Annotated in this window: 11 protein-coding genes and 1 riboswitch; of the genes, 4 read left to right on the top strand and 7 right to left on the bottom strand. The window is 67.8% G+C overall.

Going from position 1 to position 12247, the window contains the following annotated elements:
• Nucleotides 1–67: 67 nt before the first annotated feature.
• The 6 genes from ribB to glyA form a co-directional block, all read right to left on the bottom strand.
• The gene (gene ribB, locus AC3A3Q_RS17475; protein ID WP_487587435.1) at nt 68–1192 is read right to left on the bottom strand and encodes a 3,4-dihydroxy-2-butanone-4-phosphate synthase; all 1125 of its coding nucleotides are present in this window, start codon (nt 1190–1192) and stop codon (nt 68–70) included.
• Nucleotides 1193–1201: 9 nt separating this feature from the next.
• Nucleotides 1202–1792 (bottom strand): riboflavin synthase, encoded by a 591-nt coding sequence (locus AC3A3Q_RS17470; RefSeq protein WP_487587434.1) that lies wholly within the window; start codon nt 1790–1792, stop codon nt 1202–1204.
• A gap of 124 nt (nt 1793–1916) precedes the next feature.
• Nucleotides 1917–2104, bottom strand: a riboswitch (FMN riboswitch).
• Nucleotides 2105–2206: 102 nt separating this feature from the next.
• Nucleotides 2207–2986, bottom strand: coding sequence for a class I SAM-dependent methyltransferase (locus AC3A3Q_RS17465; protein ID WP_487587433.1), 780 nt, complete (start codon nt 2984–2986; stop codon nt 2207–2209).
• A gap of 28 nt (nt 2987–3014) precedes the next feature.
• Nucleotides 3015–4121 (bottom strand): bifunctional diaminohydroxyphosphoribosylaminopyrimidine deaminase/5-amino-6-(5-phosphoribosylamino)uracil reductase RibD, encoded by a 1107-nt coding sequence (gene ribD, locus AC3A3Q_RS17460; RefSeq protein WP_487587432.1) that lies wholly within the window; start codon nt 4119–4121, stop codon nt 3015–3017.
• On the bottom strand, nt 4121–4642 hold the full coding sequence (gene nrdR, locus AC3A3Q_RS17455; protein ID WP_200606827.1) for a transcriptional regulator NrdR: 522 nt from the start codon (nt 4640–4642) through the stop codon (nt 4121–4123). Before nrdR ends, ribD begins: the two co-directional genes overlap by 1 nt.
• 21 nt (nt 4643–4663) lie before the next feature.
• Nucleotides 4664–5917 carry a serine hydroxymethyltransferase gene (gene glyA, locus AC3A3Q_RS17450; RefSeq protein ID WP_487587431.1) on the bottom strand — a complete coding sequence of 418 codons (1254 nt, stop codon included), beginning with the start codon at nt 5915–5917 and terminating at the stop codon, nt 4664–4666.
• A gap of 157 nt (nt 5918–6074) precedes the next feature.
• Between glyA and lpxO the strand changes: the two genes are divergently transcribed.
• The 4 genes from lpxO to AC3A3Q_RS17430 all read left to right on the top strand — a co-directional run bounded on the left by lpxO (nt 6075) and on the right by AC3A3Q_RS17430 (nt 11307).
• The gene (lpxO, locus tag AC3A3Q_RS17445) at nt 6075–6983 is read left to right on the top strand and encodes a lipid A hydroxylase LpxO (protein ID WP_487587454.1); all 909 of its coding nucleotides are present in this window, start codon (nt 6075–6077) and stop codon (nt 6981–6983) included.
• A gap of 219 nt (nt 6984–7202) precedes the next feature.
• Nucleotides 7203–8867: an energy-dependent translational throttle protein EttA gene (gene ettA, locus AC3A3Q_RS17440; RefSeq protein ID WP_200606829.1), complete on the top strand. Its 1665-nt coding sequence runs from the start codon at nt 7203–7205 to the stop codon at nt 8865–8867.
• 246 nt (nt 8868–9113) lie between these two features.
• On the top strand, nt 9114–9929 hold the full coding sequence (gene pyrF, locus AC3A3Q_RS17435; protein ID WP_487587430.1) for an orotidine-5'-phosphate decarboxylase: 816 nt from the start codon (nt 9114–9116) through the stop codon (nt 9927–9929).
• Between the two features lie 49 nt (nt 9930–9978).
• Complete coding sequence (locus tag AC3A3Q_RS17430; RefSeq protein ID WP_487587429.1) at nt 9979–11307, top strand: NCS2 family permease; 1329 nt, start codon at nt 9979–9981, stop codon at nt 11305–11307.
• A 78-nt stretch (nt 11308–11385) separates the two neighbouring features.
• Here AC3A3Q_RS17430 and AC3A3Q_RS17425 read toward each other — a convergent pair whose 3' ends face one another.
• Nucleotides 11386–12228, bottom strand: a complete 843-nt coding sequence (locus AC3A3Q_RS17425) for a glycosyltransferase family 2 protein (protein ID WP_487587453.1) — start codon at nt 12226–12228, stop codon at nt 11386–11388.
• Between the last annotated feature and the right edge of the window lie 19 nt (nt 12229–12247).

Genomic DNA, 12247 nt, shown 5'->3' with positions numbered 1-12247 from the left:
AGTGGGCGGGCATTTTAGCGCGTTAAGGGTGTGCCCTCCCCCTGCGGGCGGGGGGAGGAGCCAAGCGTCAGTGCGGCAGCTCGACGTACTCGACCACTTCCAGGCCGAAGCCGGCCAGGCCGACCTGGCGGCGCGGGGTGCCGAGCACGCGCAGCTTGCCCAGGCCGAGGTCGGCCAGGATCTGGCCGCCGGCGCCATTGCGACGCCATTCGGCGAGGGCGTGACCCGCAGTCGCCGCGGCCGGCGTGGCGTCAGCGTCGGCATGCAACGGCTCGCGCACGCGTGCCAGCATCGCCTCGGCGTCGGCACCGTCGGCCAGCAGCACCAGCGCGCCGCTGCCCTGGCTGGCAATCGCCTTGAGCACGTCGCCGACCGCCGGGCCGAAGTCCGGACGACGCCAGTGCAAGGCATCCGCCAGCGGATTGAGCATGTGCACGCGCACCAGCGTCGGCTCTGCCGGATCGGGCTCGCCGCGACGCATCGCGAAATGCAGGCCGTGGCTGAGGCGGTCGCGGTAGGTGAACAGCTGGAACGGGCCGTGCTCGGTCTCGATCTCGCGCTCGTCGATGCGCTCGACGGTGTGTTCGGTTTCGAGGCGGTAGCGGATCAGTTCTTCGATCGAACCAATCTTCAGGCCGTGCTCGGCGGCGAACTCTTCCAGCTGCGGGCGACGCGCCATGCCGCCGTCGGGGTTGAGGATCTCCACCAGCACGCCGGCCGGCTCCATGCCGGCCAGCAGCGCCAGGTCGGCAGCCGCCTCGGTGTGGCCGGCGCGGTTGAGCACGCCGCCGGGCTGGGCCTGCAACGGGAAGATGTGGCCGGGCTGCGAAAGATCGCTCGGGGCCGCGTCAGGGCGCACCGCGGTGCGGATGGTGTGCGCGCGGTCGTAGGCCGAGATGCCGGTGGTGACGCCTTCGGCCGCCTCGATGCTGACGGTGAAGTTGGTCTGGTAGGGCGAGGTGTTGTCGCGGACCATCGGCGGCAGGCCGAGCTGGCGGCAACGTTCGCGCGTGAGCGACAGGCAGACCAGGCCGCGCGCGTGGGTGACCATGAAGTTGATGTCCTGCGGGCGCACGAGTTCGGCGGCCATGATCAGGTCGCCTTCGTTCTCGCGGTCTTCGTCATCGACGATGACGACCATGCGGCCGTTGCGGATTTCTTCGAGCAATTCGGGGATGGGGCTGAAAGGCATGGGTGTTCCTTATTTCGCCAGCAGGCGCTCGACGTAGCGCGCGACCAGGTCGATCTCGAGATTGACGGCATCACCGACGCCGGTTTGTGCAAACGCGGTGTTGGCCACCGTGTGCGGGATCAGCGCGACTTCGAAGCCATCGGCATCGACTTCGTTGACGGTCAGGCTGACGCCGTCGACGCAGATCGATCCCTTCCTGGCGATGTAGCGCAGCAGCGGCGCCGGTGCGTTGAAGCGCCAGCGTTGGGCGCGCGCATCCTCGGTGACGGAAGCGACGCTGCCGAGCCCGTCGACGTGGCCGCTGACCAGGTGACCGCCGAGGCGATCGGTCGGGCGCATCGCCCGTTCCAGGTTCAGCACCGCGCCAGTCTTGAGCGCGCCGAGCGTGGTCAGCGACAGGGTTTCGTTGGAGGCGTCGGCGGCGAACGAGTTCGCGTCGAACTCGACCACGGTCAGGCACACGCCGTTGACGGCGATGCTTTCGCCCAGCTTGACCGAATCGAACGCGAGCGTGCCGACGTCGACGGTCAGGCGAACGTCGCCGCCGCGGCTCTCGGAATGTGCGAGGCGGCCGACGCCTTCGATGATGCCGGTGAACATCAGCGCACCTCCGGCAGGGAGGCGACGCAGGCAGAAATGAAGATGGACATGAAACGTTTCCCGCAAAGGTGAGCGAAAAACGCCTCAAGGCATGAGGCAGGCACACGGCCGCGAGACCGTGGGCAGCTGTCTTCTTTCATCCGGACTGTGAGCGGCGCCATGGCTGGCTCCGCTGGACCGTCGGCTCCGGCATCTGACCGGATCTGCTGACCCTCCGGTGTGGCCGGAGGCGCTCGCGGGCTCGTGCAGACTGGCCTGGGCTGGCCTGCACCTACCGCCGGTGGGGAATTTCGCCCCGCCCTGAAGACGTCGTGTTGTGGTTGCCGGTGGGTTGGCGCGGCGATTCTAGCATCCGGGTCCGCAGCGGCCTCCGGGCCGTGCGGCGGACGCAGTGTTCCACCGGTTCGGGTTGGCCTAAGCCTTGCGGCGCAGGTGCAGGAACAGCGGCCACTGGATCAGGCGGGTGTCGCCCTCGCCGCCCCAGGCCGCGGCCAGCGCCGGACCGTGGCGGGCGACCGGGTCCTCGCCGGTGTCGGCGGCGCAGCGGGCCACCGCCGACATGCTCGACAGGTAGCGCAGGAACTGGCCCAGGCCCCACTCGACCTCCAGCCACAGCTCCGGCGCCGGCAGCGCCGGGAAAGGCCAGTCGTAGCCGGCGTAGCGGGCATCGATCTGCGCGCGTTCGGGCGGCCAGTACGGTTCGATGCGGGCGCGGAAGGCTTCCACGGCATCGATCATCCCTTCCGGCGCGATGAAGTCGCCGTAGCCCCAGGCCGCCAGCACGCCACCTTGGGTGAGCACGCGCTCGCACTCGCGGAAGAAGGGTTCGCGATCAAACCAGTGCAGCGCCTGCGCGACCGCCACCAGCTGCACGCTGCCATCGCTGAGCGTGGTGCGTTCGCCCGGCTCGATCGCGAGGCTGACATTGCCGTGCCCGCCCTGCGCCCAGTGCTGGGCCAGCTGCCTGGCGCTGGGTTCGGTGGCATGCACGTGGGCGAAGCGGGCCGCCAGTCCGCGCGTGGCCTGGCCACTGCCGCAACCCGGCTCCCAGACGTTGGCGCTGGCGGGAACCACTGCGGCGATCGCGTCGAACAACGCGTCTGGGTATTCCGGACGGGCCTGCGCATAGGCGTCGGCGACGCCGGAGAAGTGGTCCTTGAAGGTGGATTGCGTCGATGCCGGGTCCGTGGTCATGACTGCCTCCGCCGCGTGGAGTGTTTCGCTAGCCGCCTGCTGCGGTCGCCAGTTGGGGCCGCATCAGCAGCCGCACGTCCTGGCCAATGTAGCGCGACTCGACAATGGCCATGTTGAGCTTCTGTGACATCGTGTCGATGGCGAGGCCGTCGAACATCGGTCGCGCGCGCTCGCCCAGCAGCACCGGCGCGACGTACAGCAGCACTTCGTCGACCAGCCCTGCAGCGAGGAACGCGCCTGCCAGCGTGGCGCCGGCTTCGAGCTGGATCTCGTTGACGCCGCGCTCCGCAAGCAGGCGCAGCACCGCTTCGAGGTCGAAACGCCCTTCGCGCACGGTCACGGCAGCCAACTGGGCCTGGATGCCGCGCGGCGGTTTGGCATCGGGCGCGTGGATGTAGAGCGTCGGCGCGTCGCCTTCGCGCACGCGGCCGCGCGCGACCGTGGCCAGGCCCGGATCGAGCACGACACGCAGCGGTGCGACGAACGGCGTGTCGTCTTCCAGCCGCGCCGTCAGCGACGGGTCGTCGGCGAGCACGGTGCCAGCGCCGGTCACGATCGCGCCGGCGCGGGCGCGCCAGTGCTGCACGTCCAGGCGCGAGGCTTCGCCGCTGATCCACTTCGACTCGCCACTGGCCAGCGCACTGCGTCCGTCGAGGCTGGTCGCCAGCTTCACGCGCAGCCACGGCCTGCCGCGCTCGACGCGCGACAGGAAGCCGCGGTTGAGCGCGCGCGCCTGGGTTTCCATCAAACCAGATTCAACCGCTATCCCGGCGGCCTTCAGGCGTTCGAAACCGGCGCCGTCGACCTGCGGAAACGGATCGCGCATGGCCGCCACCACGCGCGCGACGCCCGCGGCAATCAAGGCATCGGCGCACGGGCCGGTGCGTCCGGTGTGTGCGCATGGCTCAAGCGTTACATAGGCGGTCGCACCGCGGGCGCGCTCGCCCGCCGCACGCAAGGCGAATACTTCGGCGTGCGGCTCACCCGCACGCTGGTGCCAGCCTTCGCCGACGATTTCGTCGCCGTGCGCGACCACACAACCCACCATCGGGTTCGGCTTGGTGGTGTAGGCGCCGCGTTCGGCCAGGCGCAGGGCCTGGGCCATCATCGCGTGGTCGGTCGCGGTGAATGCCATCAGCGTTTCCTGCCGCGTGGCGCCGGCTCGGGTTCGCCTTCCAGCAACGGCAACTGGCCTTCGGCGGAGCTGTCGCTTTCGAGACGGTCGAGTTCCTCGCGGAAGTCGGCCACGTCCTGGAACGCACGGTAGACCGAGGCGAATCGCACGTAGGCGACGTGGTCGAGCTTGCGCATCTCGGCCATGACGAACTCGCCGACCCGGCGCGACTGCAACTCGCGCTCGGCGGTCATGCGCAGCTGGTGCACGACCGCGCGCACCGCCGCTTCGATCTGCTCCTCCGCCACCGGTCGCTTCTGCAGCGCGCGGTCGAAACTGGCGCGCAGCTTGCGCGCGTCGAACGCCTCGCGGCGACCGTCGCTCTTGATCACCAGCGGCAGCTTGAGTTCGATGGTTTCGAGCGTGGAGAAGCGTTCGCCGCACGCTTCGCAGACGCGACGCCGGCGAATCGTGGCGCCATCGTCAGACACCCGCGAGTCGATCACGCGGGTGTCGTTGTGTTGGCAGAAGGGGCAATGCATGGCGCTATTGCCTGACCATCCTCAGCCGTACACCGGGTACTTGCGGCACTGCACGGTGACCTTCTCGCGAACCTCGGCGATGACCTTGTCGTCGCCCGGTGCATCGAGCACGTCGCAGATCCAGTTGGCCAGTTCGATGCAGTCGGCTTCCTGGTAGCCGCGGGTGGTCACGGCCGGGGTGCCGATGCGCAGGCCCGAGGTCACGAACGGCTTTTGCGGATCGTTCGGCACGGCGTTCTTGTTGACCGTGATGTGGGCCTTGCCAAGAGCGGCCTCCGCGTCCTTGCCGGTGACGCCCTTGCCGATCATGTCGATCAGCATCAGGTGGTTCTGGGTGCCGCCGGAGACGATCTTGTAGCCGCGCTTGATGATGGTCTGCGCCATCACCTGGGCGTTCTTCACGACCTGCTGCTGGTAGGTGGTGAACTCCGGTTCCAGCGCTTCCTTGAAGGCAACCGCCTTGGCCGCGATCACGTGCATCAGCGGACCGCCCTGGATGCCCGGGAAGACGATGCTCTGCAGCTTCTTGACCAGGTCCTCGGACGGGTCCTTGGCGACGATGATGCCGCCGCGCGGGCCACGCAGCGTCTTGTGCGTGGTCGAGGTGACCACGTGCGCGTGCGGTAGCGGGTTCGGGTAGACGCCGGCGGCGACCAGGCCGGCGACGTGGGCCATGTCGACGAACAGGAAGGCACCGACCTTGTCGGCGATGGCGCGGAAGCGCGCCCAGTCGATGTGCTGCGAGTAGGCCGAGAAGCCGGCGACTACCATCTTCGGCTTGTGCTCCAGGGCGAGCTTCTCGACTTCGTCGTAGTCGATCATGCCCTGGTCGTTGACGCCGTACTGGACGGCGTGGAACAGCTTGCCGCTGGCATTGACCTTGGCGCCGTGGGTGAGGTGGCCGCCGTGGGCCAGCGACATGCCCAGGATGGTGTCGCCCGGGTTGAGCAGGGCGAAATACACGGCCTGGTTGGCCTGCGAGCCCGAATGCGGCTGGACGTTGGCGTAGTCCGCGCCAAAGAGCTGCTTGAGGCGGTCGATGGCGAGCTGCTCGGCCACGTCGACGTACTCGCAGCCGCCGTAGTAGCGCTTGCCGGGGTAGCCTTCGGCGTACTTGTTGGTCAGGACGCTGCCCTGGGCCTCCATGACGCGCGGGCTGGCGTAGTTCTCCGAGGCGATCAGTTCGACGTGATCTTCCTGGCGGCGGGCCTCGTTGGCGATGGCCTGGGCCAGTTCATCGTCGTAACCGGCGATACGGGCAGAGCTGGGGAACATTCGCGAAAACCTCGAACGGTGGGGTCAGGGACCAGGGAGGGGTGGCGCAATCAGACCCCGGATGGTAGCCCAGGGCTTAAAATGCAGCCAGCAATGTGCCCCCTGACCCCCAGGTGGCCTGACCTGCCCTCCAATTCCCCACCCCACAGGGAACCCGATCGTGAAATGGCTTTTCGTCTTCCTGTTCCTCGCCAGCGCGGTCTACGTGCACTTCCGCGGCAAGGTACGGCACCGCCTGGGCCGGCAGCTGCTGGACCATTCCACGTTCATGGCGCCGGTCAACGTGCTCATGTACGCGTTCTCGCGCGTGCCGACCACGGCCTTCATCCCTGAACCGGGCGACCACTTCCCGGAGCTGGAACCGCTGCGCGCCAACTGGCAGACGATCCGCGAGGAGGCCCGCCGCCTGCGCGAGCTGCAGCACATCAAGGCCGCCGAGGGCTACAACGACGTCGGCTTCAACTCGTTCTTCCGCCGTGGCTGGAAGCGCTTCTACCTGAAGTGGTACGACGACGCCCACCCCTCCGCGGCCGAACTGTGCCCGCAGACGACGGCCCTGCTGCGGCAGATCCCCAGCGTCAAGGCGGCGATGTTCACCGAACTGCCGCCGGGCGGCGAGCTGCGCCCGCACCGCGACCCCTTCGCCGGCTCGCTGCGCCTGCACCTGGGGCTGGAGACGCCCAACGACGACGCCTGCTTCATCGAGGTCGACGGCAACCGCTACAGCTGGCGCGACGGCCAGTGGACGATGTTCGACGAGACCTTCATCCACAGTGCCCGCAACGACACCCAGAGCAACCGGATCATCCTGTTCTGCGATGTCGAGCGGCCGATGAAGTACCGCTGGGCGCAGGCGCTGAACCGCTTCATCGCGCGCAACCTGATCGCCGCCGGCGCCTCGCCGAACATGGAAGGCGACAAGACCGGCGGCATCAACCGGCTGTTCAAGTACTTCTACGTGCTGCGGCTCAAGGCCAAGGGGCTGAGGGAACGCAACAAGAGCCTGTATTACGGGCTGAAGTACGTGGCGGTGGTGCTGGTGGCTGCGTTCATCATCTGGATCTGAGCCGCCCCCCTCTCCCTGGCTGCCTTCGGCAGCCTGTCCCTCCCCCACAAGGGGGGAGGGTTCATGCGTTTGCCCTCTCCCCTTGTGGGAGAGGGACAGGCCGCGCAGCGGCCAGGGAGAGGGGGGAAGCAGTCGCCCCGAACCCGTATAATCACCGCTTCCCCGCCCTGCCCCAGGCCTCCCGGCCCGGCTCGGCGCGTCCCGCGTTCCGGAGTGCCCATGTCGCAATACATCTACACCATGAACGGTGTCAGCAAGACCGTTCCGCCGAAGCGCCAGATCATCAAGGACATCTCGCTGTCCTTCTTCCCCGGCGCGAAGATCGGCCTGCTCGGCCTCAACGGCGCGGGCAAGTCGACGGTGCTCAAGATCATGGCCGGCGTCGACACCGACTTCGTCGGCGAAGCGCGTCCGCAGCCGGGCATCAAGGTCGGCTACCTGGCCCAGGAGCCGCAGCTCGATCCGACCCACACCGTGCGCCAGGCCGTCGAAGTCGGCGTCGGTGACGTGCTCAGCGCGCAGGCCGCGCTCGATGCCGTCTACGCCGCCTACGCCGAGGAAGGCGCCGATTTCGACAAGCTCGCCGCCGAGCAGCAGCGCCTGGAGGCGATCCTCGCCACCGGCGACGCGCACATGCTCGAGCAGCAGCTGGAAGTGGCCGCCGACGCGCTGCGCCTGCCGCCGTGGGACGCGGTGGTCGGCAAGCTGTCGGGTGGCGAAAAGCGCCGCGTCGCGCTGTGCCAGCTGCTGCTGCAGAAGCCGGACATGCTGCTGCTCGACGAACCGACCAACCACCTCGACGCCGAGTCGGTGGAATGGCTGGAGCAGTTCCTCGCGCGCTACACCGGCACCGTGGTGGCCGTCACCCACGATCGCTACTTCCTCGACAACGCAGCCGAGTGGATCCTCGAGCTCGACCGCGGTCGCGGCATTCCGTGGAAGGGCAACTACACCGACTGGCTGACGCAGAAGGAAGAGCGCCTCAAGCAGGAAGAAGGCCAGGAGAAGGCGCGCCAGAAGGCGATCCACAAGGAACTCGAGTGGGCCCGCCAGAACGCCAAGGGCGGCCGCTCCAAGGGCAAGGCGCGCCTTGCCCGCCTCGACGAGCTGCAGTCGGTCGACTACCAGCGCCGCAACGAGACCAACGAGATCTTCATCCCGCCGGGCGAGCGCCTGGGCAACTCGGTGGTCGAGTTCAAGAACGTCAGCAAGAAGTTCGGCGATCGCCTGCTGATCGACAACCTCAGCTTCCTCGTGCCGGCCGGCGCGATCGTCGGCATCATCGGCCCCAACGGCGCCGGCAAGTCGACGCTGTTCAAGATGATCACCGGCCAGGAAAAGCCGGACTCCGGCGAGATCACGATGGGCTCGACGGTCAAGCTGGCCTATGTCGACCAGAGCCGCGACAAGCTGGAAGGCAACCACAACGTCTTCCAGGAAGTCTCCGGCGGCCTGGACATCCTCAACATCAACGGCGTCGAGATCCAGTCGCGCGCGTACATCGGCCGCTTCAACTTCAAGGGCCAGGACCAGCAGAAGCTGGTCGGCACGTTGTCGGGTGGTGAGCGCGGTCGCCTGCACATGGCCAAGACCCTGCTGCAGGGCGGCAACGTGCTGCTGCTCGACGAACCGTCCAACGACCTCGACATCGAGACCCTGCGTGCGCTGGAAGATGCGCTGCTGGAGTTCCCGGGCAACACCTTCGTCATTTCGCATGACCGCTGGTTCCTGGACCGCATCGCCACGCACATCCTCGCCTTCGAAGGCGACTCGCACGTGGAGTTCTTCCAGGGCAACTACCGCGAGTACGAGGAAGACAAGAAGCGTCGCCTGGGTGCGGAAGGCGCGCAGCCGCATCGCCTGAGGTTCAAGGCGCTGAAGTGACGCATCTGCCCGGCCGCGCTTCGCGCGGCCGGCTTTGCCGATGCGTCATCCCGGCGGAAGCCGGGATCCAGTTTGATGTTGATGTTGTCGTTGCCCTCGCAGTAGCTCGTCATCCGCGAAGGCGGGAACCCAGTAACTTGCACAGTGCAGAGCAACGTCCATGGATTCCCGCCTTCGCGGGAATGACGGCTTTAAGACGCTGGGTTCCCGCCTGCGCGGGAATGACGGATCAAAGCGGAGAAACACGTGACCTTCATTACGTCCCTGAAGCAACGCTGGACCCAGGCCGACTCCCTTGTCTGCGTCGGCCTCGATCCGGAGCCGGCGAAGTTCCCGGCGCGCTTCAAGGGCGACCCGGACGCGGTGTTCAACTTCTGCCGCGCGATAGCCGATGCGACTGCTCAGTACGCCTGCGCGTTCAAGCCTCAGATCGCCCACTTCGCCGCACTCGGTGCCGAGGACGCTTTGCAGCGCCTGGTTGCGCATATCCATGCCGCGCATCCCGGCATCCCGGTAATCCTCGACAGCAAGCGCGGCGACATCGGCAGCACGGCGCAGCATTACGCCAGCGAAGCCTTCGACCGCTACAGCGCCGACGCCGTCACCGCCAATCCGTACCTCGGCCGCGATTCGCTGCAGCCGTTCCTCGACCGCGCCGACCGCGGCGTGGTGATCCTGTGCCGCACCTCCAACCCGGGCGCCGCCGACCTGCAGGATTTGGTGGTCGCCGACGGCCGCCCGCTCTACCAGCACGTCGCCGAGAAGGTCGCGCGCGAGTGGGACAGCCATGGCAACTGCGCGCTCGTCGTTGGCGCGACCTGGCCGGAGCAGTTGCGCGAAGTACGCGCGATCGTCGGTGACATGCCGTTCCTGGTGCCCGGTGTCGGCGCCCAGGGTGGCGATGTCGAGGCGGTGGTGAGCAATGCCAGGACCGCCGACGGCACCGGCCTGATGGTCAGCAGTTCGCGCGCGATCCTGTATGCCTCGTCCGGCGATGACTTCGCCGAAGCGTCGGCGCAGGCGGCGCGTGAGTTGCGCGACGAGATCAATCGTCACCGCTGATCTCACGATGTGATCCTCTCCATGTGATCCTTTCCATGTGAACCTGGCCATGCGCGCCCTAGAATCGTTGTTCAAACTGCGCGAGCACGGCAGCGATGTCCGAACCGAACTGGTCGCGGGCCTGACCACGTTCCTGACGATGTCCTACATCGTCTTCGTCAACCCCAGCATCCTCGGCGACACCGGCATGGACGTCGGCGCGGTGTTCGTCGCGACCTGCCTGGCTGCCGCGATCGGCTCGCTGGTGATGGCCTTCGCTGCCAATTACCCTGTCGGCATGGCGCCGGGCATGGGCCTCAACGCGTTCTTCGCCTTCACCGTCGTCGGCGCGATGGGCTACAGCTGGCAACAGGCGCTGGGTGCGGTGTTCATCTCCGGCATCGTGTTCCTGCTGCTCACCATCACCGGTGCGCGCGCATGGCTGATCGCCGGCATACCGCATTCGCTGCGCAGTGCGATCACCGCCGGCATCGGCCTGTTCCTGGCGATCATCGCGCTGCAGAAGTCCGGCGTGATCGTCGGCAACCCGGACACGCTGGTGTCGCTGGGCGACCTGCGCGAACCCGAGCCATTGCTGGCCGTCGCCGGCTTCCTGCTGATCGCAGTGCTGGAAGCCTGGCGCGTGCGCGGCGCGATCCTGATCGGCGTGCTGGTGGTCACAGCCGCGGCGCTGCTGCTCGGACTGGTCCAGTACAACGGTCTGATCGACCTGCCGCCGAGCCTGGCGCCCACCTTCATGCAGCTCGATATCCGCGGCGCCCTCGGCGGCGGCGCCGGATTGTCGTTGTCGGCGATGCTGCACGTGGTGATCGTGTTCGTGCTGGTGGAGGTGTTCGATGCCACCGGCACGCTGATGGGCGTCGCCCGCCGCGCCGGCCTGCTGCCGACCGACGATGCCTCGCCGGCGCAGCAGAAGCGCTTTGGTCGCGCCCTGTTTGCCGACAGCAGTGCGATCCTGGCCGGTTCGCTGCTGGGCACCAGCAGCACCACGGCCTACATCGAAAGCGCATCGGGCGTGCAGGCCGGCGGTCGCACCGGCCTGACCGCGCTGGTGATCGCCGCGTTGTTCCTGCTGGCGCTGCTGTTCTCGCCGCTGGCGTCGGTCGTGCCGCCGTATGCGACCGCGCCGGCGCTGCTGTTCGTGGCCGGCCTGATGCTGCGCGAACTGGGCGACGTGCACTGGGACGACCTCAGCGAGTCGGTTCCGGCGGCGCTGTGCACGCTGGCAATGCCGTTCACCTACTCCATCGCCAACGGCCTGGCCTTCGGCTTCATCGCCTACGCGGTGCTGAAGCTGTTCACCGGGCGCGCACGCGAGGTGCACTCGGCGGTGTGGGTGGTGGCGGTGTTGTTCGTGCTGCGCTTCGCGCTGGCCTGAACAGCGCCGCATTGTAGGAGCGAGCTTGCTCGCGATAGCCCACAGGCGCGGAAAGGCATTTCGCGAGCAAGCTCGCTCCTACCAGGTACGAAGGCGCGCTCGCGCATAGGCGAGCGGAAAGCGCAGCCAGATCGCAGTGAACACGCCCAGGCCGACCCACAGGCTGCGCCGGGGCGCCTCGAACTTGCGGAAGTAACGCCACAGGCCGCGGTGCTTGTGCCACTCCACGAAAAACGGGCGCGAGCGGCTCGACACGCCGCGCACGTGCAGCACGCGGATGTGGTTGGCGACCGCGATCGTCGCCCCGCCCTCGCGCGCGCGGCGACACAGGTCCAGGTCCTCGGCGTGCAGGCGATAGCCTTCGTCGAAGCCGCCGATGCGCGTGAACAACGTACGCGGCATCAGCATCAACGCGCCGGAGATCGCCTCCACCGGCTGCAGCGCCTGCGTGTCGTCGATCGGCAGTTCGAGTTTCGCCGCCGGAGTGCCGCCGAGCGCGCCTGCAAGCATCGCCGAGAAATCCGGATCGCGTCGACGCGTGGCGCCGTCGCGATGACCCTGCTCGTCGATCAGGTCGGTACCGAGCAGGATGTCGCCACGCCCCTGCGCCAGTGCGCGCAGCCGCGACAGCGTGTCGCGCTCGACCAGGCAATCGGGATTGACGAAGGCCAGCCACGCCGCATCGCCATTGGCATCGCGTGCGCCCTGGTTGCAGGCGACGGCGAAGCCGGGATTGTCCGGGTTGGCGATGAAGCGCACGCGCGCATCGGCCATCGCATGGCGCTGGACGATCTCCAGGGTGTCGTCATCGGACTGGTTGTCGACCACGCGGATCGCCGCCACGCCGTCGGCCCCGCGCAGGCGCTGCAGGCAGTCGTCGATGGTCTCCGCGCTGCGGTAGGTCACCACCACGACGGCGATGCCGTCCCGGCTGGTTGCG

It is taken from the genome of Lysobacter sp. Soil_C_59, assembly GCF_057656415.1.
This window is presented reverse-complemented; position numbering and strand designations above follow the sequence as displayed.